This is a genomic window from Gemmatimonadaceae bacterium (assembly GCA_020852815.1).
In the GTDB taxonomy this organism is placed as follows: Bacteria; Gemmatimonadota; Gemmatimonadetes; order Gemmatimonadales; family Gemmatimonadaceae; genus SCN-70-22.
This window is the reverse complement of sequence record JADZAN010000002.1, coordinates 384,274-407,158: the sequence shown is the minus strand read 5'-3', so window position 1 is coordinate 407,158 and position 22,885 is coordinate 384,274. Positions and strand designations below refer to the sequence as shown.

General features: G+C 68.8%; 13 protein-coding genes. 12 read left to right on the top strand and 1 reads right to left on the bottom strand.

The genetic code is table 11. From position 1 onward, the window contains the following. Window positions 1-15: 15 nt before the first annotated feature. From metH to IT359_02660, 11 genes are all read left to right on the top strand, one after another. A complete protein-coding gene (gene metH, locus IT359_02710; GenBank protein ID MCC6927881.1) occupies window positions 16-3,591 on the top strand; it encodes a methionine synthase in 3,576 nt (1,191 codons plus the stop codon). Next, the gene (locus IT359_02705; GenBank protein MCC6927880.1) at window positions 3,588-4,475 is read left to right on the top strand and encodes a class I SAM-dependent methyltransferase; all 888 of its coding nucleotides are present in this window, start codon (window positions 3,588-3,590) and stop codon (window positions 4,473-4,475) included. Before metH ends, IT359_02705 begins: the two co-directional genes overlap by 4 nt. Before the next feature lie 286 nt (window positions 4,476-4,761). Continuing rightward, on the top strand, window positions 4,762-6,582 hold the full coding sequence (locus IT359_02700) for a bifunctional homocysteine S-methyltransferase/methylenetetrahydrofolate reductase (GenBank protein MCC6927879.1): 1,821 nt from the start codon (window positions 4,762-4,764) through the stop codon (window positions 6,580-6,582). A gap of 169 nt (window positions 6,583-6,751) precedes the next feature. Further along, window positions 6,752-7,441: a response regulator transcription factor gene (locus tag IT359_02695; GenBank protein MCC6927878.1), complete on the top strand. Its 690-nt coding sequence runs from the start codon at window positions 6,752-6,754 to the stop codon at window positions 7,439-7,441. A 2-nt stretch (window positions 7,442-7,443) separates the two neighbouring features. Next, a complete protein-coding gene (locus IT359_02690) occupies window positions 7,444-8,844 on the top strand; it encodes a HAMP domain-containing protein (GenBank protein MCC6927877.1) in 1,401 nt (466 codons plus the stop codon). A gap of 87 nt (window positions 8,845-8,931) precedes the next feature. Next, window positions 8,932-10,173 carry a TolC family protein gene (locus IT359_02685; GenBank protein ID MCC6927876.1) on the top strand — a complete coding sequence of 414 codons (1,242 nt, stop codon included), beginning with the start codon at window positions 8,932-8,934 and terminating at the stop codon, window positions 10,171-10,173. Beyond that, window positions 10,170-11,363, top strand: a complete 1,194-nt coding sequence (locus IT359_02680) for an efflux RND transporter periplasmic adaptor subunit (GenBank protein ID MCC6927875.1) — start codon at window positions 10,170-10,172, stop codon at window positions 11,361-11,363. Before IT359_02685 ends, IT359_02680 begins: the two co-directional genes overlap by 4 nt. A 3-nt stretch (window positions 11,364-11,366) precedes the next feature. Next, window positions 11,367-14,501 (top strand): efflux RND transporter permease subunit, encoded by a 3,135-nt coding sequence (locus IT359_02675; protein ID MCC6927874.1) that lies wholly within the window; start codon window positions 11,367-11,369, stop codon window positions 14,499-14,501. A 99-nt stretch (window positions 14,502-14,600) separates the two neighbouring features. Beyond that, entirely contained in the window at window positions 14,601-15,746 is a 1,146-nt protein-coding gene (locus tag IT359_02670) for an acyl-CoA dehydrogenase (GenBank protein ID MCC6927873.1), read from the top strand. Between the two features lie 187 nt (window positions 15,747-15,933). Continuing rightward, window positions 15,934-17,511: an aminopeptidase P N-terminal domain-containing protein gene (locus tag IT359_02665; protein MCC6927872.1), complete on the top strand. Its 1,578-nt coding sequence runs from the start codon at window positions 15,934-15,936 to the stop codon at window positions 17,509-17,511. Window positions 17,512-17,627: 116 nt separating this feature from the next. After that, window positions 17,628-19,736: a S9 family peptidase gene (locus IT359_02660; protein ID MCC6927871.1), complete on the top strand. Its 2,109-nt coding sequence runs from the start codon at window positions 17,628-17,630 to the stop codon at window positions 19,734-19,736. An 83-nt stretch (window positions 19,737-19,819) separates the two neighbouring features. Here the strand turns inward: IT359_02660 and IT359_02655 are convergent, their stop codons facing one another. After that, window positions 19,820-21,673, bottom strand: a complete 1,854-nt coding sequence (locus IT359_02655) for a M61 family metallopeptidase (protein ID MCC6927870.1) — start codon at window positions 21,671-21,673, stop codon at window positions 19,820-19,822. A gap of 203 nt (window positions 21,674-21,876) precedes the next feature. On the opposite strand from IT359_02655, the gene IT359_02650 reads away from it, so the two are divergent. Further along, complete coding sequence (locus IT359_02650) at window positions 21,877-22,839, top strand: DUF4349 domain-containing protein (GenBank protein MCC6927869.1); 963 nt, start codon at window positions 21,877-21,879, stop codon at window positions 22,837-22,839. The last annotated feature ends 46 nt before the right edge of the window (window positions 22,840-22,885 follow it).

The following is a 22,885-nucleotide window of genomic DNA, read 5'->3' as shown; positions in this document are numbered from 1 at the left end:
TTTTCGAGGATCGCCTTGTCCGACGACGCCCGCTCCACGCCGAACATCGCCAACGCCTTTCACCTCCCCGTTCGCTCCGGCTACCTGGACGCGCTGGCGCGCGGGGTGCTCGTGTATGACGGCGCGATGGGGACCAACATCCAGCGCTATCACCTGACCGCGGAAGACTACGGCGGAAAGTCGCTCGAGGGGTGCAACGACCACCTGGTGCTGACGCGCCCCGATGTGATCCAGGCGATCCACGAGTCGTTCCTCGCGGTGGGGAGCGATGTGGTGGAGACGTGCACCTTCCAGTCGACGCCGCGCCGCCTGGAGGAGTGGGGGTTGGGGGACAAGGTGCGCGAGATCAACGTGGCGGCGGCCCGCCTGGCGCGAGCGGCGTGCGATGCGTACGCCACCAGCGAGCGTCCGCGCTTCGTCGCCGCGTCGATCGGGCCCACCGGGATGCTCCCGTCGAGCAGCGACCCGGCGCTCTCCAACGTGACGTTCGAGGCGTTGAGCAACGACTTCTACTGGCAGGCGAAGTACCTCGTGGAAGGTGGGGTGGACGTCCTGCTGGTGGAGACGTCGCAGGACATCCTCGAGGTGAAGGCGGCGCTGGCCGGCTTCGCGCGCCTGTTCCGCGAACTCGGCTGGCGCCTCCCGGTGCAGGCGCAGGTCACGCTCGACACCAGCGGGCGCATGCTGCTGGGGACCGACATTGCCAGCGCGATGACGACGCTGGAGTCGTTAGGCGTGGACGTGATCGGGCTCAACTGCTCCACAGGGCCCGAGCACATGCGCGAGCCGGTGCGTTATCTGTCGCAGCACGCGACGCGCCCGGTCTCGGTGGTTCCAAACGCCGGATTGCCGCTGAACACCGGGACGGGAGACGCGGTATACCCGCTGGAGCCGGCGGCGATGGCGGCGATGCTGGGGGAGTTCGTGCGCGACTTCGGGGTGCGGATCGTGGGAGGGTGCTGCGGGACGACGCCGGAGCACCTCAAGGCGATCAACGACGCGGTGGACGCGCTGGGGGTGCGAGCGCCGTTCGCGACGACAGCCTCCGGCGCCACCGGCTCGCCGCGCGCTCATCACCACGTCCCGCGCGCCTCCTCCGCCATGCGCGCGATCACCCTGCACCAGTCGCCCCCCCCGCTCCTCGTGGGCGAACGGGTGAACGCCCAGGGGTCACGCAAGGTCAAGCGCTTGCTCCTGGCGGATGATTACGAGGGGATCGTGGAGGTCGCGCGCGAACAGGCCGAGTCGGGGGCCCACGTCCTCGACGTCTGCGTTGCCCTCACCGAGCGGGCGGATGAGGCGGCGCAGATGGCGACCGTGGCGAAGCTCCTGTCGATGTCGGTCGAGACGCCGCTCATGATCGACTCGACCGAGGCGGGCGTCATCAAGGCGGCGCTCGAGCACGTTCCGGGGCGGGCGATCATCAACTCGATCAACATGGAGAACGGTCGCGCCCGCATCGACGCGATCGTCCCCATGGCCATCACGCACGGCGCCGCCCTCGTGGCCCTCACGATCGACCCGGTCGGGATGGCGCGCACGCGGGAGCGGAAGCTCGAGGTGGCGCGCGCGATCCACGACATCGTCGTGGGCGAGTACGGCATGCAGCCGTCGGACCTCGTCTTCGACGCCCTCACCTTCACCCTTGCTACCGGCGACGTCGAGTGGATCGACTCGGCGCACGAGACCATCGAGGGCATCCGCCTCATCAAGCGCGAATTGCCGGGCGTGCTCACGATCCTCGGCGTCTCCAACGTGAGCTTCGGGCTGGCCCCTGGGGCGCGCGCCGTCCTGAACTCGGTCTTCCTGCACCATTGCGTGCAGGCCGGGCTCGATGCCGCCATCGTCAACCCGGCGCACGTCACGCCCTACGCGGAGATCTCGGCGGCGGAACGCGCGCTCGCCGACGACCTCGTGTTCAACAAGCGCCCGGATGCGCTGCAACGATTCATCGAACACTTCGACAAGGGGACGGGAGACGAGGGACGGGAGACGGGAGTGGCGCTGCGCGCCGACCCAACCGAGGGAATGACGCCGGAAGCGCGGGTGCACTGGATGGTCGTGCACCGCAAGAAGGAGGGGATCGAGGAGGCGCTGGATGCGGCGGGGGTGCGCGAGCGGCCGGTGCAGGTGCTCAACGAGGTGTTGCTCCCGGCGATGAAGGAGGTGGGCGACAAGTTCGGCGCGGGAGAACTCATCCTTCCCTTCGTGCTGCAATCGGCCGAGGTGATGAAGAAGGCGGTGAAGCACCTCGAGTCGTTCCTCGAGAAGCAGGAGGGCTACACCAAGGGGCGCGTGGTGCTGGCGACGGTGTACGGCGACGTGCACGACATCGGCAAGTCGCTCGTCAACACGATCCTCTCCAACAACGGGTATACCGTGTACGACCTGGGGAAGCAGGTCCCGGTCAACACGATCATCGAGAAGGCGCTCGAGGTGAAGGCCGATGCCATCGGGTTGTCGGCGCTCCTGGTGAGCACGTCGAAGCAGATGCCGATGTGCGTGCAGGAGCTGGATCGCCGCGGTGTGCAGCTGCCGGTGCTCATCGGGGGGGCGGCGATCAACCGGCGTTTCGGGCGGCGCGCGCTCTTCGTCGATGGGGAGCGCCCCTTCGATGCCGGCGTCTTCTATTGCAAGGACGCGTTCGAGGGGTTGGAGACGATGGACCGGCTCCAGGACCCGGCGCAGCGCGCGGGATTCGTCGCCAAGCAGCTGGCGGACGCACGCGCCGACGTCTTCCTGCACAGCGGCGTGGGGAAGGACGTTGCCCGCGGCGATGCGGGCGGGGAGCGATCGAGCGTCTCCGCGGATCATGCCATTCCCGAGGCCCCCTTCCTTGGCACGCGCCTGTTGCGCGACATCCCGTTAGGCGAGGTGCTCGACCTCCTCGATCTCGACGAGCTGTACCGCCTGCAATGGGGGGCGCGCGGCTCGGGCGAGGCGTACGAGCACACCGTGCGCACGGAGTTCGAGCCGGTGCTCGCTCGCCTCAAGGGCGAGGCCGAGCGCGATGGCTGGCTCGTCCCGCAGGCCGCCTACGGGTATTTCCCCGTACAGTCCAGCGGCAACGAGGTGATCGTGTACGACCCCGACGCGTGGGAGGCCGACGGCGGATCGTTGCGTGAGGTGGCGCGCTTCCACTTCCCGCGGCAGGAAGGGCGCGACCGGTTGTGCCTGGCGGACTACTTCCGCTCGGTCGAGTCGGGCGACGTGGACGTGATCGCCTTGCAGGTGGTCACCGTCGGCGACGCCGCCACGCGCCGGTTCGAGGAGCTGCAGGCGAAGGGCGAGTACACCGAGGCGTTCTATTCCCATGGGCTTTCGGTGGAGGCGGCAGAAGCGACGGCCGAGTGGCTTCACCGCCGCATACGCGCCGAGCTGGGCGTCCCCGCGGGCCGCGGGAAGCGCTACTCGTGGGGATACGGCGCCTGCCCCGACCTGGACGACCACGACGTGGTCTTCCGGCTCCTCCCGGTGGATGCGTTAGGCATGTCGCTCACCTCGGCCAGGCAGCTGATCCCCGAGCAGTCGACGGCGGCGCTCATCGTGCACCATCCGGAGGCCAAGTACTACGCGGTGCGGGGAGAGTGACCGTCGTCACAATTGATGGGTGGCAGCTGGCGGGGGCCAGCGCGCCGACACCACCGTGCGTGCCAGGGCTGCTAGTGGCCCGCAGTGAATCGAGTATGATTCCTGCGCGTGAACAGCCAACCACACGGTGCGAGGAGGCGAGTTTGTTCGATGGCGTGCAGTACCGCTTGCTGCGGCGAATCGCTCCGAGCGAGCCGACATCCATGGACGGAAGTGCGTACGCGGGAAAGAGCAAGTTGCAAGTCCTGCTCGGCAGCGCGCTGCTCGAGGAGGTGCGGGGTCGCTCGGTCATCGACTTCGGATGTGGCGAGGGACATGAAGCGCTCGAACTGGCGAAAGTCGCCGCACACGTCGAGGGCGTCGACATCCAGACAGACCTTCTCGCTCGCGCGCGCGCCCAGGCCGAGGCCGAAGGGCTGTCCTCGAAGTGCCGATTCTCGATTCGAGCGAGTGCACCTGCCGAGTACGTGGTAAGCATCGACTCGTTCGAGCACTTCAACGACCCGAGCGCCGTCCTGGAGGAGATGCACAACTTGCTTGTGCCGAACGGAAAGATCATCGCCAGTTTCGGCCCCACCTGGTTCCACCCATACGGCGCGCACATGCTCTCCGTGTTCCCTTGGGCGCACCTGGTATTCAGTGAGAAGGCGTTGTTGCGCTGGCGCTCCGACCTCAGGTCGGATGGCGCCACGAGGTTTCGCGAGGTCACTGGAGGGCTGAACGGGATGACGATCGCGCGCTTCGAACGGATCGTGGCGCAGTCACGATTCTCGCTCGAGTGGATCGAGACGGTCCCCATCCGCAAACTTCGCTCCGTGCACCGGCGCTGGAACCGGGAGTTCACGACCGCCATCGTTCGGTGTCGCTTGGCAAGACGTAATTAGAAGCCATCTTCCAAATGGTCGCCGGCGCGCCGGCGCCCTGCGCCGACCACGAGCCGTCGACCGTGTGTGAGATGGCCTGTAGTCCGCCCGCTTTCCTGAGTGCCCTGGCATTGACAGCAACGCGCGTTGCTCCTTCCCCGCAGCCCACACCTCCCTTGCAGCGATATCTCGTGGTGGCCGCCTGTTTGCTGGTGGGGTTCTCGTGATCGAGGGCGCACGTTCCGACCGCGCCGCACTTCGCGAGCGCATCACCGACCCCGACGCGGTCCTCGTCTTCGATGGCGCCATGGGGACCATGCTCTACCAGCGTGGCGTCTTCATCAACCAGTGTTACGACGAGCTCTCGTTGCGCGCGCCCGACCTCGTGCGCGGCGTGCACGAGGAGTACGTAAAGGCCGGCGCCGAGGTGCTGGAGACCAACTCGTTCGGCGCCAACCGATTCAAGCTGGCCAACTTCGGGCTCGAGAAGGAGGTAGCGGCGATCAACCGCGCCGCGGCGACCATCGCGCGCGAGGCGGCGCTCGACGCCGTCCTGGTGGCAGGGGCCATTGGCCCGTTAGGCGTGCGGCTGGAGCCGTACGGTCCCACCTCGCTCGAGGAGGCGCGCGCCGCCTTCGAGGAGCAGGTCGCCGCGCTGCGCGATGGCGGAGTGGATTGCCTCATCCTCGAGACGTTCGCCGACCTCGACGAGATCTCGCAGGCGATCCTCGCCGCGCGCTCGGTGGCCCCCGAGCTCCCGCTCATCGCACAGATGACGGTCGACGTCGAGGGCGTCACGATCTTCGGGATGCGGCCCGAGGACATCGCCGAGTCGCTCGACGCCCTGGGCGCCGACGTCATCGGGCTCAATTGCTCCGTGGGGCCGCAGATCATCCTCGAGGCGATCGAGAAGATGGCGGCCAGCACACGTCGCAAGTTGAGCGCGATGCCTAACGCCGGCATGCCGCGCGAGGTGGGCGGGCGCAAGATGTACATGGCGAGCCCCGAGTACATGGCCACCTACGCGCGCCACCTGTTGCAGGCAGGCGCCAAGGTGATCGGCGGGTGCTGCGGGACCACGCCGGCGCACATCCGCGCCATGGTGGAGGGGATCCGTCCGCTGGTGCCGCGATCGCTGAAGCGAAAGGACGGGGGACGGGCGTCGGGGGACGGGAGTGTGCTCGCCGTCGGTGAGCGCGCGGTGAGCAAGCATGCGGGGGTGCATCCGGTGCCGCTGGGAGAGCGGAGCAACTGGGGGCACAAGCTCGCCACACAGCAGTTTGTCTCCTCCGTCGAGATCGTCCCGCCACGCGGGGTGGACGCCTCGCGCATGCTGGAGGACGTGCGCGCGCTGAAGACGGCGGGGGTCGATGCGGTCAACGTACCCGACGGGCCGCGCGCGCAGAGCCGGATGGGGGCGATGATGACGTCGCTCCTCATCGAGCAGCAGGTGGGCATCGAGGCGGTGTGCCACTACGCCTGCCGCGACCGCAACCTGCTGGGGATGCTCTCCGACTTGTTAGGCGGCGCAGCGATGGGACTGCACAACCTCCTCCTCATCACCGGCGACCCGCCCAAGATGGGGCCATACCCCGACGCCACCGCCGTCTTCGACATCGACTCGATCGGCCTCACGAACCTGGTGCGCAACCTCAATCGCGGACTGGACCCGGGCGGCAACCCGATCGGGGCGCCAACGCGCTACACGATCGGCGTGGGCGTCAACCCGGCCGCAATCGACCCCGCACTCGAGCGCCGGCGCTTCGACTACAAGGTGGATGCCGGCGCCGAGTTCGCCATTACGCAACCGGTCTTCGACTCGCGCCAGCTCGAGCGCTTCCTGCGCGAGCTCGGGTCGTCGCATGTCCCGATCGTTGCCGGCATCTGGCCGCTAGTCTCGCTGCGCAACGCGGAGTTCCTCGCCAACGAGGTGCCGGGCGTCGTCGTCCCCGAGGAGATCCTGCACCGCATGCGACGCGCCAACCAGCAGTCGGCCGAACACGCACTGCAGGAAGGAATCGCCATCGCGCGCGAGATGCTCTCGCTCGTGAGGAGCGACGTGCAAGGCGTCCAGGTCTCGGCGCCGTTCGGAAAGGTCTCGCTGGCGCTCGAGGTCCTGCGCTCGTAGTCCTCGCAGCGCTGCGCGACCCCTCCCGGCCGGCCAACGCCCGTTCACTCGTGCATGCGCACCCTTGATGCAGCACTCATCTTGGTTTCATGAAGCTCGGTTAGGATGAAGAGCACGGGTCACCTACTGCCCCGCAATGCACTCCATCGTCGCCGACCGGGGAACCTGAATGCGAGTCCTGTTCGTGGAAGATGATGCGCGTATCGCGGAGCTGGCCGTCGCTTATCTGCGCAAGACCGGCTTCGCCGTCGATCTCGCGCCCACGGGGGAAGACGCGCTTCGACTCGCCGCGATGAACGACTACGACGTCGCCGTGCTCGACATCCGCCTTCCCGGCATCGATGGGCTGGACGTCTGCCGGCGTTTGCGCGCCGCAGGATCGCCCGTCCGGATCCTCATGGCCACGGCCCGCGATACGGTGGAAGATCGCATTGCCGGGTTGGACCTCGGCGCCGACGACTACATCGTGAAGCCGTACGTGCTGGCGGAGCTGGAGGCCCGCGTGCGGGCGGTCCTGCGGCGCCCGGCGGTCTTCGTCCCCACCACGCTGCAGGTCGGTGAACTCTCGCTCGATACGGGGACGCGCGTTGCCGAACGCAACGGGCGCCAGATCTCGCTCACGAGCAAGGAGTTCGCGGTGCTGGAGTACCTCATGCGTCACGCCGGCGAGGTGGTGACGCGCGAGAAGATCAGCGCGCACGCCTGGGACGACAACTACGACCCGGCGAGCAACGTCATCGACGTCTACATCGCCCGGCTGCGCAAGAAGATCGACGAAAGCGACGAAGCGCCGTTGCTCCACACGATTCGCGGCGCCGGCTATCGCCTCGGCGATCCGAGGCAGGGAAGAACCCGTTAGGCATGGCGACGAAGGGAAACCCGCGCATTCGCCGTCGCATGACGGCGTGGTTTGCGGGGAGCGTCTTCGTCCTCCTCCTCGTGTCGATCGTCGCCATGCGCGGCATCGCGCGGCGCGCCCTCGCCGTCCAGCACGAGGACGGCGTGCTGCGCAACATCGAACTCGTGCGCTCGTTCTTCCGCGCCGAGCTGTCCGAGTACCAGCACGTCGAGGTCACGCTGCGCCACATTGCCGGCGAACTGGTCTTTGCCGGCATGGAGTTCGAGTTCCTGCGCCCCGACTCCACCATCTTCGCCTCGGCGCGCCTGCCTAACGCGCAGTCGGGGCCGCGCCCCCCCGTGCGCACGTACATCGTGCCGCTCGAGCGCGACCTGGCCATCGGGTGGAAGTTGCGCCTGCGGGTAAGCGTCGCCGACCTTGCCAACGCCCACCGCCGCATCGACCAGGCCACGCTCATCGCGCTCCCGCTCGCGGTCGCGCTGGCGGCGCTCGCCGGGTGGCTCGTCACCGGGCGTGCGCTGCGCCCAGTTGGGCAGATGGCCGAAGCCGCAGAGCGAATCGACGCGAGCGCACCGTCGGCGCGACTCCCGATCGCCGACGCCAACGACGAACTGGGACGTTTGGGACGGCGTTTCAACGCGCTGCTCGACCGATTGGATGGGGCGCTGGCACAACAGCGACGATTCCTCGCCGACGCGGCGCACGAACTCCGCACGCCCATGGCACGCATGCTCGGCGAAACCGAGACGCGTCTCGCCCAGCCACCCTCGGCAAGCGATGATCGGCAGTCGGTGGAGCGCATCCACGACGACCTGCGGCGTGCCTCGTCGCTCGTCGACGAACTGATGCAGCTGGCCCGCGCCGACGCCGGGAGCGCGCAGGCGGTCCTGCAGCCGGCATTTCTCGACGACGTGGTGAGCGACGCCCTGTCGCCGTGGCACGCGGAGGCCCGCCGCCGCGGCATCTCGCTCGAGATTCCCGTGCTGGACGAATGCCCCGTGTCGTGCGACGCGCGGCTCATCCATCGTCTCGTCGGCGTCCTTCTGCACAACGCCCTGCACTACACGCCGGCCGGTGGGCGAGTGGAGGTGCGGGTGTTGTGTCGCGCCGGCGACGGCGTGCTTGAAGTGGATGACTCGGGGATCGGCATATCGCCCGAGGAGCGCGACCGCATCTTCGAGCGCTTCTATCGTGGAGCGGCGGCGCGGCAACACGCGCCCGAGGGGAGCGGACTCGGACTGGCCATCGCCGCCTGGATCGTACAGAAGCACGGGGCGACGATTCGCGTGGATGAGGGGCACCTGGGAGGGTCGCGCTTCCGCATCCTCTTTCCCCCTCCCGAACGGGCGACGAAGCGACCAGACCCTTCGCCCTCGCCGGAGCCGGGCGCCGGTCAGCGTTAAGACGGAGCGGGGCGTTGTCCTCGCGGCGCTTGTGAAAGCTTAACATCGTTCATAATCGGTTCATTGCCGGGAGCTAGGATGCGAGCCATGAGACTCGCCATTTCGGTGTCCTGCGCTTTCGCTGCCCTCGTCTCGACCGCCCACGGGCAGTCGGCGCAGGGTGGGGGGGCGCTGACCCTTCAGCAAGCCGTCGTGATGGCGCGCGCGCGCGGTCCGTGGAGCGAGGCGGCGCACGCGCGGCGCCTCGTGGCGCAGGGGCGCGCCAGGACCGACGGCGCGTTTCCCAACCCGACGCTCGAGTGGCGGCGCGAGAACATGCAGAGCGTCTTGCAGCCGGACATCTTCGCCACGGTGCAGCTCCCCGTCGACATCACGGGACGACGACTGGCGATCCGCACGGCGGGGACGGCGCTCACCCAGCGCGGGCGCGCCGATTCGGCCGTGGCCGCGCGCGCGATCGACGCGGAGGTGATGCGCGCCTTCTGGCGGGCCGCGCTCGGCGGCGAGCTGCTGCACGTCGCGACCGAGGAGCGGGTGGCACGCGAGCAGATTGCGCAGTTCGACGAGCGGCGCTTTCGCGAGGGAGCGGTCGCCGAGGTGGTCGCCGTTCGCACCAAGCTGGAGGCCGATCGCGCGCGCATGACCGAAGCCACGGCGCGAACCGAGGCAGCGCGCGCACGCGGCGACCTGGCGCGACTCCTGGGAATGGCGGTGGAGTCGTTGCCGCCGCTGGCAGGCTTGGCGTCGGTGGCGTCGGCGCCGACGGTGCCTGACGAGGCGGCGGCGGTCGCGCGCGCGCTGGCGCAGCGCCCGGACCTCGCCGCCTTTCGGCATGCAGCCGACGAGGCATCGCATCGCGCCGCGGCGGAGCGACGCGGCGTCGTGAGCGACCTGCAAGTGGTGACGGGCTACAAGCAGACCGCGGGCTACAACACGAGCCTGCTGGGGATCATCGTCCCGCTGCCGTTGTTTAGCCGGAACGAGGGGCCGCGCGAGCGCACGCACGGCGAGGCGCTGATGGCGAGGGCCGAGTTGCGCGACGCCGAGCTGCGCGTGCGTGGCGAAGTGGCGGCGGCGTTGCAGGGAATGCAGGCGATGCGCGAGGCACTGGCGGCGGGGGCGGCGGGGGTCGATGCGCGCGCCGCTGAAGTGGCACAAATCGCCGAGGGGGCGTACCGCGAGGGCGCCATTTCGTTGATGGAACTGATCGAGGCCCAGCGGGCGCGCGCCGAGTCGCGCGCCGCGGCGCTGCGCTGGACGATGGACGTGAATCTCGCCCAGCTCGAGCTCAATCGCGCCCTTGGGGCGCCGCTCCTGGAGAATCCGTGATGCGTCCCCGTGTTGCCTGGTTGGCTCTCCTCGCGGCCGCGAGTGGCTGCTCCAAATCGAGCGAGGGAGCGAGCATTCCGGCCACGGTGGCCGCCACGCCACCAGCCGATACGGCGCTGCTGACGGCCGCGTCGGTGAAGATCGCTGGCTTCACGACCGCGAAGGTCGTGGGCACGCCATGGCGCGATGCGTGGCGCGCCCCGGGGCGCCTGTCGCTCGACCAGGGCGCGACGGAACCGATCGGTTCGATCGTCGAGGGACGCATCGTGAAGGTGTACGCGATGCCTGGCGATCGCGTGCGGAAGGGGGAGATCCTCGTGGCGATCCATTCGCACGAGATGATGGATGCGCGCGCCGCGCTGTCGCGCGCCAAGGCAGACGTGATGCGTGCCGAATCGGACCTGCGCGTCGCACAGAGCGCGGCCGAGCGCGGCGAGCGACTGTACGGGCTCAAGGCCGTGTCGATGGCCGAGCTGGAGAAGCTGCGGGGGCTGCACACGGATGCCCAGGCGACGCGGGAGAGCGCGACGGCGGAGCTGGTACGCGCCGAGGAGTTCCTCGAGCACCTGCTGGGCGACGGGCCGGAGCAGCCGGGGATGGATCCGCACTGGGTGCTGGTGCGCGCGCCGCTGGATGGCCTGGTCATCTCGCGCGACGTGCAGCCCGGCAACGTGGTGCTGGTGGGGGCGCCGCTGGTGACGGTGAGCCGCACCTCGGCGCTGACGCTGGTGTTGCAGGTGCCGGACGCGGCGGCGGCGGCGGCGCGTGTGGGGGCGCCGGTGAGCTTCACGGTCACGGCTGCCCCCGCGGCGCGCTTCGATGCGACGGTGACGCGCGTCTTCCCCTCGGTCGACACGCTCACGCGCACCATCGAGGTGCATGCGGCGGTGCGCGACACGCGCGGCATCCTCAAGCCGGAGATGTTCGCCAACGCGGAGCTCTCGGGCGCCGCGGGGAGGGTGGTCCCGACGGTTCCGTCAGGTGCCATCCAGGCCTTCGACGGCGACACGGTGGTGGTGGTGTCGGAGCCGCGTGGTGACGGGATGCACCTGACGGCGGTGCGCGTACGTATCGGCCGTCGCACGACGGTCAGCGCCGAGATCCTGGGCGGCGTGGACACCGGCACGGTGGTGATCGTGGGCGGCGCATCGGTGGCAAAGGCCGAGATCCTGAAGCGGCGCGGGGGCTGACGCATGCACCGGCTGATCGAGTTCTCGCTGCGCAACCGGCTGTTTGTCATCGGTGGCGTGCTGACGATCGTGGGGTTGGGGCTGTACGCGCTGATGCGGGTGCCGTTCGATGCGTTTCCCGACCTCACGGGAACGCGTGTCGAGGTGATCACCGTGGCGCCGGGAATGGCGCCCGAGGACGTGGAGCGTCTCGTCACCTATCCGCTGGAATCCTCGTTGATGGGAATCCAGGGAGCGGATGAGGTGCGCTCGGTGTCGAAGTTCGGGCTGTCGCTCATCACGGTCCCGTTCCCCGACAAGATGGACATCTACTTCGCGCGGACGCTGGTGCAGCAGCGGCTGAACGACGCGAAGGGGGCTTTGCCGGCCGGCGTCGAGCCCACGCTGGGCCCCGTCTCGACACCGATGGGCGAGCTGTATCAGTACATCCTCACCAGCGACTCGCTCTCGCTGACGGAGCTCAAGACGCTCCAGGAGTACACGGTCCGGCCGCGGTTGCGCACCGTGCCCGGGGTGTCGGAGGTCAACTCGTGGGGCGGCCTCACCGAGCAGGTGCAAGTCGAGGTCGATCCCACGCGACTCACGGCGCGCCGCCTGACAATCGACGACGTGCACCGCGCCTTGGCCGACAACAACATGTCGTTCGGCGGCTCGTACCTGGAGACGGGTGGCGAGCGCTACACGCTGCGCGGGCTGGGGCGCGTGGAGCGCGCGCGCGACGTCGAGCAGATCGTGATCACGTCGGTCAACGGGATGCCGGTGCGCATCACCGATGTCGGCGTCGTGAAGCTCGGCGCGCTCCCGCGACAGGGAGCGGTAACCAAGGACGGAACGCACGAAGTCGTCAGCGGGATGGTGCTCAAGCTCAAGGGGGCCGACTCGCGACGCGTGATCAAGGCGGTGCGCGAGCGGATGGACGAGATTCGCGCCGCGATTCCGTCCAGCGTCGAGATCATCCCGTTCTACGATCAGACCGACCTCGTGAGCCGGACGACGCATACGCTCACGAAGAACCTGATCGAGGGCGGGCTGCTGGTCATCGCGGTGCTCTTTCTCTTCCTGCGCAACGTGCGGGCCTCGCTGATCGTGGCCTCGGTCATCCCGCTCTCGATGCTCATCGCCTTTGGCGGAATGTATTTCTTCGGCTACTCGGCCAACTTGATGAGCCTCGGCGCCATGGACTTCGGCCTCATCGTCGATGCCTCCGTGGTGATGGTCGAGAACTTCGTGCGCCGGCTCGAGCACGGGCGGGAGAGCGAGCGCTTTTCGCTCTTTCGCTCGGCCGCCGTCGAGGTGGGGCGCCCGATCCTCTTCGGCATCGCCATCATCGTCGCCGTCTACATCCCGATCTTCACGCTGGACGGGATGGAGGGGCGGATGTTCAAGCCGATGGCCTTCGCCGTCGTGACGGCGGTGCTGGGCTCGCTCCTGCTGGCGCTCACTTACGTGCCGTCGATCAGCGGCTGGCTGCTGCACCATCACGTGGAGAAGCCGAGCCCGTTCTTCGAGGGATTGAACCGCCGGTACGAGCGGTCGCTGGAGTGGATCCTGGCGCGGGGCGTGAAGATCGTCGGCGTCTCGGTGGCGCTGGTGGCCATCGCGGTGGCGTCGTTAGGGTGGATCGGGACCGAGTTCATGCCCAAGCTCAACGAGGGGTCGATCCTCATCACCACGCGGCGCCTGCCGTCGGTGTCGCTGGCCGAGGCGACTAAGCTTTCGCTGCAGGCCGAACGGATCGTGAAGGGGTTTCCCGAGGTAGTGACGGTCGTGACCAAGGAGGGGCGTCCGGACCTCGCCACGGAGGCGATGGGGCTCTTCGAGGGCGACATGTACGTCATCCTCAAGCCGCAGGACGAGTGGGTCAATGGCGAGACGGCGGAGGAGCTCGTGGTGGCGCTGGACTCCGCGCTCGCCGTGATCCCCGGGCTCGAGATCTCCTTCACGCAGCCGCTGGCCATGCGACTCGACGAGGCCGAGAGCGGCATCAAGACCGACCTTGGCATCAAGGTCGTGTCCAACGACATCGAGCGGAACCAGGCCATTGCCGACCGGATCCTGCGCATCATCGGCACCGTGCCGGGCAACGCCGATGCGGCGATCGAGGTGAGTGAAGGTTCGGGACAGATCGCCATCCGCATCCGGCGAGACGCGCTGGCGCAGTACGGGCTCTCGGTGGCCGACGTGCAGCGCCCGCTGGAGCTGGCCATGGGTTCGCAGGTGGCGAGCGAACTCGTGGACGGACCGCGGCGTATCGGGCTGGTGGTGCGCTACCCCGATGCACAGCGCAACGACATCGCCGCGCTGGCGCAGCTGACGATCCGCACGCCGTCAGGAGCAATCGTCCCGCTCGACGCCGTGGCCGAGCTGGTCTCGACGACCGGGCCGGAACTCATCGGCCACGAGGACGGACAGCGCCGCGCGCTGGTGCTGAGCAACGTGCGCGGGCGTGACCTGGGCTCGTTCGTGCAGGAAGTGCGCGAGCGCATTGCCCGCGAGGTGCCGCTCCCGCCCGGGACGTTCCTCGAGTGGGGCGGACAATACGAGAACCAGCAGCGGGCCACGGGGCGCCTGGCCGTCGTTGTCCCCGTGGCGTTGCTCCTCATCTATCTCCTGCTCTTTGCCTCGTTCCGGTCAATCACGCAGTCACTGCTCGTCCTGACCAACGTCCCGTTCGCCCTGGTGGGCGGGATCGCGGTGCTGTGGCTGCGGGGACTCAACCTCAACCTGTCGGCGAGCATCGGCTTCATTGCGCTGTTCGGCATCGCGGTGCTCAATGGCGTCGTGCTCGTCACGCACATGAACGCGCTGCGCACGCAAGGGCTCGCGCTCGACCTGGCCGTGCGGCGTGGCGCTTCGGATCGTTTGCGTCCGGTGCTGATGACCGCGCTGGTGGCCTCGCTCGGCTTTGTCCCGATGGCGCTCTCGCACAGCCCGGGGAGCGAGGTGCAGCGCCCGCTGGCCAGCGTCGTGATCGGGGGGCTCATCACCAGCACGATCCTCACGCTCTTCGTCCTCCCCACGCTGTACCTCGCGCTGGAGAAGTGGCGCGCCCGCAACGTCGTCGTGGAAGCGGCGGAGTGGGAGGAGCCGGCCGGTGCCCAGCTCCCCGGCAGCGCCACCGGCGAGTTCAGCACGTAAGCGACGGGCGGCGGCCGCGCGCAGTACATTACGAGGCGTCTCGCCGGCCGCGCCCCCACGCGCGGCCGGCGCGACGGGCCCATTCCTCTCCACACGACCATGACCGCCCCGCTCACGACGCTCTCCGAGGACGAAGTCCTCTTTCGCGACGCCGTCGCCGCCTTCGCCAACGACGAGGTTCGCCCCCTCGTGAGCGAGATGGAGCGCAACGGCAAGGTCGACCCATCCATCGTTGCCAAGGTGTTCGAGCTCGGTCTCATGGGGATCGAGGTCGACGAAGCACATGGCGGCGCCGGTGGCTCGCTGATGATGGTCGCGCTCGCCGTGGAGGAACTCAGCAAGGTCGACGCGTCGGCCGCCATTCTCGTCGACGTGCAGAACACGCTCGTCGAGTACCCGCTGCGCACGTACGCCACCGACGCCCAGAAGGGCGAATACCTCACGGCGCTCACCGCCGCGACCGTCGGTTCGTACGCGCTCTCCGAAGCCGGCTCCGGCTCCGACGCCTTTGCCCTGGCCACGCGCGCCGAGCGTGACGGCGACGATTGGATCCTCAACGGGCGCAAGCTCTGGATCACCAACGGCGCCGAGGCCGGCGTCTACATCGTCTTTGCCAACGCGAACCCCACCGCCGGCTACAAGGGCATCACGGCCTTCATCGTCGAGCGCGACTTCCCGGGCTTCGCCGTGGGCAAGAAGGAGGACAAGCTGGGAATCCGCGCCTCCAGCACGGTGGAGCTGCTCCTGGACAACTGCCGCGTGCCGAACGCCAACGTGCTCGGCGCCGTGGGACAGGGGTACAAGATCGCCATCGATACGCTCAACGTGGGGCGCATCGGGATCGGGGCGCAGATGATCGGCGTTGCGCAGGGCGCGTTAGGCGCGGCCACCGCCTACCTCAAGGAGCGACGCCAGTTTGGCAAGGCGCTCGCCGAGTTCCAGGGGATCCAGTTCCAGGTGGCGCAGGCTGCCACCGAGGTCGAGGCCGCCCGCCTCATGGTGTACAACGCGGCACGCCTCAAGGACGCCGGGCAGGACATCGCCCGCGAGGGGGCCATGGCCAAGCTCTTCTCCTCGCAGGTGTGCGAACGTACGACCTCGCTCTGCGTCGAGCTGCTGGGCGGCTATGGCTACACCAAGGACTACCCGGTCGAGAAGTTCTACCGCGACGCAAAGATCGGGACGATCTACGAAGGGACCTCCAACATGCAGCTGCAGACCATCGCCAAGGCGGTTCTCAAGTAGGGGCGTCGCGTACGGCGCGACTGGCGCGACTGGCGCGACTGGCGCGACTGGCGCGAACGGCGCGACCGCTGAACCGGAGCGGCTATTCCGGTGTAGCTTGAATCGCGGTTTCTTCACGGGCGGCAGCGATTCGTTGCCGCCCGTTCGGCCCCCCCTCCCCCTCCCCCTCCCTTCCTCCCGGGTTCGGATGCTCCACGCCCACGCCCACGCCCTTCGCACGCGGGCCGCAACGCGCGCCATCGCTGCCGCCGCCCTTGTCGCGACCGCCGTCGCACCGCTCATCGCTGGGGCCACGCTCGGCGCGCAGATCCCGCTCGCCGAGTACGCGCAACGTCGCGCCGCGCTCGCTGGGAAGCTGGGAGACGGCGTCTTCGTGGCCAGGGGGGCGGTGTCGCCGGTGCAGGACTACATGTCGTTCTTCCAGTCGCCGGGCTTCCTGTACCTCACGGGGTACCGCGAGGCCGACGCCACGCTCCTCATGACGAAGAGGGGAGGGGAGGCGCGCTGGACGCTCTTCGTGCAGGGGAAGAACCCGGCGCAGGAGGTGTGGAGCGGCAGGCGCAACGGCACCGCCGCGGCCGCCGAGATGACGCAGGTCGCGACGCGCCTGTCGGGCGAGTTCGAGGCGGCGCTCGACTCGCTCCTCCAGGGCGAGGTGAAGCTCAGCCTCCTCGCCGACATCGCCGAGTCGGGCGACACGCTCAACGGCGACGACCGGTTCGTCGATCAACTGCGCCGTCGCTACCCCAAACTCTCGATTGCTGGGGCCAACCAGCAGGTGGCCCGACTGCGCGCCACCAAGAGCGAGGGGGAGCTTGAGATCCTCCGCAAGGCGATCGCCATCTCGATGGACGCGCACCGCGAGGCGATGCTGGCCATCGAGCCGGGGATGAACGAGTTCGAGATCCAGGCGCTGGTCGAGTACATGTTCCGGCGCAACGGCGCCGACCGACCGGCGTACGCATCAATCGTGGGCTCCGGCGAGAACTCGACGACACTGCACTACAACAGGGACGATCGCTTCGTGAAAGCCGGCGACATCGTCGTGATGGACGTCGCCGCCACGTACCAGGGCTACGCGGCCGACCTCACGCGCTCGTTCCCGGTGAGCGGCACCTTCACGCCGGAGCAGCGCGCAGTGTACCAGGTGGTGCGCGAGGCGCAGGCCTCCGCCGAACGCAACGCGCGCCCGGGAACGCCGGCACGCCAGATGAACGACTCGGCGCGCGCCGTCATCGCCAACGGGTTGGCGCGGCTTGGCCTCATCGAGTCGCCGAGCGCAACCTACGACTGCACCGACGGCGCAACGCCGCGGCAGTGCCCGCAGGTGCAACTGTACTACATGCACGGCCTGGGGCACGGGATCGGGCTGGAAGTGCACGATCCGGAGCAGTTCTACTACTCAGGCGTGATTGCCCCGGGAAGCGCCTTCACCATCGAACCGGGGATCTACGTGCGCGGTAACCTGCTGGACATCCTCCCTCGCACGCCGCGCAATGCGCAGTTGGCGGCACGGATCGGCGCGACCGTGAAGCAGTACGCCGACATCGGGGTGCGCATCGAGGACGACTACGTCGTCACCGAACAGGGCGTGGAGTGGGTGTCGTGCGGCCTCCCCCGCGAAATCGACGAGATCGAGGCGCTCATGCGCACGCCGGCACGCGGCGCGCCGCCGCGCGACGCCACGAAGGTGGAGTGGTACAAGTCGGACGGCTCCCGCCCCGCCCCCCGATACCAGAAGCCGACCTCCTGCATCAAGATGTAAGGTGCGGCCGCATAGGCGCCGGCTTCAGGGCGCCCTCCGCCGCGCACGCGTAGCATCCCCCGCAGCACCCCCCGCCCGGCGCGCGCGGTCCACGCGCCCCTGAACGAGCCAACACCATGCGCCCTCGAGTGCACACCCTCGTCCCAGCCATCGCGTTGTCCCTGCTCACGTCGCCGGTGGCGGCGGGGCACGCGCAACAACCGACGCCGGGGCGGCGCCCCATCACCTGGGACGATGTGGCATCGCTGCGCGCGGTTGCCGACCCGCAGCTCTCGCCCGATGGCGCGCACCTGCTCTACACCGTTCGCGTCACCGATGTCGAGGCCAACCGGCGCGTCCCCTCGACATGGATGGTCACGCTCGCCGGTGGTGCCACACGGCGCTGGCCCAACGATTCACTGCAGGTCACCGAGGCGCGCTGGTCGCCCGACGGCAACCAGGTGGCCTACATCGCGCAGGGACAGCTCTGGATTGCCGATGCCGACGGCTCGGCGCCGCGCCAGCTGACGACGCTCAATGGCGGCGCCAGCGGCCCGGTCTGGTCGCCCGCCGGTGACCACATCGCCTTCACGACGACGGTCTACCCCGAGTGTTCGGACAACGCGTGCAACGCGGCGCGCGACCGTGCCCAGGCGGACAGCAAGGTCAAGGCGCGGGTCACCGAGTCGCTGATGTACCGCCACTGGAGCGCCTGGGGCGACGGCACGCGCTCGCACCTGTTCATCGTGGCCACCGACGGCAGCGCAATGAAGGACCTCACCGCCGGCGCACGCTACGACGTACCGCTGCCGCCGTTTGGGGGGAGCGAGGGGTACGCCTTCTCGCCCGACGGACACGAGGTTGCCTACACGGCAAAGGACGCCGGGCGCGAAGAGGCGTGGTCGACCGACGTAAACGTCTACACCGTCCCCGCCGCCGGCGGCGCCCCCACGGTGATCACCGCCAGCAACAAGGGAGCCGACCAGAACCCGGTTTACTCGCCCGACGGACGCTTCATTGCCTTCGCGTCGCAGGCGCGTGCCGGCTTCGAGTCCGATCGCTGGCGCCTGATGCTCCACGATCGCGCGTCGCGCAGCACGCGCGAACTCGTCCCCGCCTGGGACCGCAACGCCGAGTCGTACTTCTTCGCCCCCGACAGTCGCACCCTCTTTGTCGGCACGGGCGACCGCGGGCGGGACAAGCTCTTCCGGATTGCGCTCACGGCGTCGGGGAGCGCGGCCATGCCGCCGACGGCCGAGATCACGGCGAACAACAACACAAGCTTCACCGCGTCGCGCGATGGGCGCACGCTGGCCTGGCTCCGCGACGCGGTGGACCACCCGGCCGAGGTCTGGGTGCGCCCCGACATCCCCACGAGGGAACCGGTGGGGCGCGAGCGGCAGCTCACGCACGAGAACGATGCCGCACTCACCGCGTTCTCGCTCAACCCCGCCGAGGACTTCTGGTTCGCCGGCGCACAGGGCGATTCGGTGCATGGCTTCATCGTCAAGCCGCCCAACTTCGACCCGGCCAGGCGATACCCCGTCGTCTTCCTCATTCACGGCGGGCCGCAAGGCGCGTGGCTCGACAACTGGGGCGGACGTTGGAGCTTCCAATTGTTTGCCTCCATCGGCGCCGCGGTGGTGGCCATCAACCCGCGCGGCTCCACCGGCTACGGGCAGGCCTTCACCGACGGCGTCACGAAGGACTGGGGCGGCAAGGTGTACGAGGACCTCATGCTGGGGCTCGATGCCGCGCTGGCGCGGAACCCGTGGATGGACGGGACTCGCGTTGCGGCTGCCGGCGGCTCGTTCGGCGGCTACATGGTCAACTGGATGGCCGGCCACACCGACCGCTTCAAGGCGCTTGTCTCGCACGCGGGGATCTTCAACCTGGAGAACATGTACGGAGCCACGGAGGAGATCTGGTTCACCGAGTGGGAGTTCGGCGCCCCGTTCTGGCAGCAGAAGGCCATGGACGAGCAGTATCGCCGCTGGTCGCCGCATCTCTCGGCCGGCAACATGAGGACGCCGATGCTCGTCCTGCACGGGGAACAGGACTTCCGCGTCCCGTACTACGAGGGCGTCTCGCTCTTCAGCGCGCTGCAGCGGCAGGGCGTGCCGTCGCGCTTCGTCATCTATCCCGATGAGGGGCACTGGATCCTCAAGCCCCAGAACTCGCGCCTCTGGTACCAGGAGGTGCTGGGCTGGATCAGAAAGTACGTCGGCGACAAGGTCACGTCGTAGCGCGGAGCGATGCGCCAGATGCAACGACGGGGCAGCCACTCGGCTGCCCCGTTTGGGTCATCGGGTCGACGGACGCGCAGGCGTCAGGGGTTCGGGGCCCCGTCCACCCTTCCCGTGAGGATGCCGCGGCGCACGCGGCGTGCCTTGGGCGATGCCGCGGGGTCGATGATGATGCGCTGCTGCACCTGGATCGACATCCGCACCACCATCGTCAGCGTCAGCTCCTTGCCGCCGCGACGCACCGTGAGCGCGATCGACTCGCCCTCGGCGCGCCCGTAGCGGGCGCGGAAGCGCGTCCCGAATCCCTCGCTCACCGGGATCTCGCCCACGCTGATCAATGCGTCGCCGCGCTTCACCCCTGCGGCGTCGGCGGCGCCCCCAGGCTCGACTTCGGTGACGATGACGGCCGTGCTGGTGGAGTCCATCGCCGTGAAGACACCGAGCCGCGGCTCGCGCAACGTGTCCGACTTGAGCTTGAGCCCCGCCAGCGGCAACGCTGCGCCCCACGGGAACGGCTCGCGCCCGTCGATGTACCTGGCGTTGAAGTCGGTGAACGACTTCCCCTTCGCCGCGCGCTGCACCGCCCCCCACCAGTCCTGCGACGTGAAGCCGCGCCCCGCGGCGTGGCTCCTCTGGTACACCTCGCGCATCACCGCATCCAGCCCCGCCGAGTTGTCGCTGGCATCGCGGATGTAGATGTCGAGGAGGAATCCCGCGAGCGATCCCTTGGGATAGTAGAGATAGCCGCTCCCATCGGTGGGGTGGATCCACGTCGACAGCGACGCATCCTCGAGCGCGACCGCGGGGGCCGAAGCGACCTCGTCGATCTTGGCCATCGTCATGCGCAGGAACTCACTCGAATCCACCACGCCGCCGCGCACGAGGGCGAGGTCGGCGTAGTAATCGGTGATCCCCTCGCTCACCCAGAGCCAGGTGGTGGGCTGCGCGCGGTCATAGCGGTACGGGACCATGTCCGCCGGGCGCATCCGCTTCACGTTCCACAGGTGGAAGATCTCGTGCGCGGTGATCGACGGCAGCGCGGTGTTGCCGATGATGAACGGCGTGTAGATCCCCACGTGCGAGTTGGCGTGCTCGAGCGCGCTCCCTCCCATCGACGACGAATCGAAGACCGCGAGGATGCTGTACGTGTCGTACGGGACATCGCCGATCACGTCGATCATCGGGGGAAAGGCGCGTTGCACCTGCTCCCAGAACGTGCGGCGCGCGTCGCCGGAGAGCCCGCCGGCGGGATACGTCGCCAGCCGCACCCACTTGTCGCGCACGAGTTGCGAGTCGACATCGAACGCGCCCACGAAGAAGGGCATGTCGACCAGGTCGTGGTAGTTGCGGGCGCTGTAGGTGCGCGCGCCGGTCGACGCCATCCCCGTCGTCACCTGCCAGTTGGCCTCGGTGGTGACGGTCACGCTGGCGCCGAACGATGCGTCGCGCCCCTCGGGATAGAGGAAGAGGTTGGTCCCGTTGAAGAAGGCGAAGTTGTCGCGCGACCAGGCCATGGCGTTGTCGAGCGAGTCGGCGCGGTAGTCGAACGTCACGGTCACCGCCTTCGCCCCGCCAGTTGCAATGCGCCAGGTGTCGTAGTCGAGCTTGTCCCAGGTGAGCGCCTTGCCGTCACCCGTCGCCGCGAAGTTGAGGACGTTGCGGGCAAAGAACGACAGCTCGTACGCCCCCGGGGTCCACGCCGGAAGCGAGAGCAGCACCGGATCGCGCCCACTCACCGAAAACCGCGTCGTCACCTTCAGCACGCGCTCGGCCGCGGTTGCTCCCGTGAACGACACCTCGTACCGCAGGTCGCTCACCGGCGCCGAGACATCGGAGGCCTTGGCGCCCCCGCGCTGGGCCGCCGCGGGAAGCGCGAAGGCGAGCGAGACGATCGGTACGACCAGCGAGGAAACGGCGCGGAGCGACAGGGAGTGCATGACGTCTGGGATGGAAGTGCGCGAAAGGTAATGGGCCCGGGGTAGGGCGGCCGGGCGGGAGGGATGAGCCGCCGCCGGGGCAGGGTGCGCGTGCTAAAGCGGAGGGGCAGCCCCGGTGTGCAACTTTCCCGACCGCGAACGTCTCCTCTTCCGAGCGACCAAACACCAACCGCTCTTCACTTCCAGCAACCCGGAGACGCACCATGTCCCGCCGCAGTCGCTTCCTTGCCCCGCTGTCGCTCGTCGTGGTCGCCGTCGTTGCAGCCTGCGGTAGCCGCGCCGACTCGGGGCCGCAGGCATCTCTACAGCGCGACGCGAACTACCCCGCCACGCCGCCGGTCGCCGACATCGCGGCCGCCCCCGTTGCCATCGCCCCGAGCGGCTTCGCCCAGGCCAAGGAGGCGGCACCTGGCGGAGCGCAGTCGGCGCTTGCCAGCGGGAGCGCCGCGGCCCAGGGCGCCGGCCGCACGAATACGTCGATGATCATCCGCACCGGGACCGCCTCGGTCCAGGTGGACTCGCTGGAGACCGCCATCGCGGCCGTGCAGCGCATCGCCACCTCGTTAGGGGGGTGGGTCGGCAACACGTCGCTCTCCGCCGGCGAGAACGAGGTGCGCAGCGCCACCATCGAGCTCAAGATCCCCGCGGCGCGCTACGACGAGGCCCTGGCGACCCTTCGCCCCATCGGCAAGGTCGAAAGCGTGACCTCCAATGCCGAAGACGTGGGGGAGGAGTTCGTGGACCTCACGGCGCGCACCGCCAACGCGCGCCGCCTCGAGGACCGCCTGGTAACGCTGCTCGCCACGCGCACCGGGAAGCTCGAGGACGTCCTCAACGTGGAGCGTGAACTGGCGCGGGTGCGCGAGGAGATCGAGCGCTTCGAGGGGCGGCTCAACTACCTCAAGTCGCGCGTGGCCACCAGCACGCTCACCGTGACGGTGCACGAGCGCCTTCCCCTCGTCTCCCCGGGGACCCCGGGCGAGAACGTGATCGGCGAGGCGTTCCTCGATGCCTGGCGCAACTTCGTGCACTTCGTCGCCGCCTTCATTGCCTCGTTAGGGATCGTCATCCCCCTCGCACTCCTGGCGGGACTGGCCGCGCTGGCCTGGCGCCGCTGGCGCCCGCTGCGCCGCACGGCGCGGCCGCAGCCCACCGAAGGGCGGTAGGTCGCGGGCCTGGTCGATGCGACAATGGGGAGGGTCGCGCCACTCG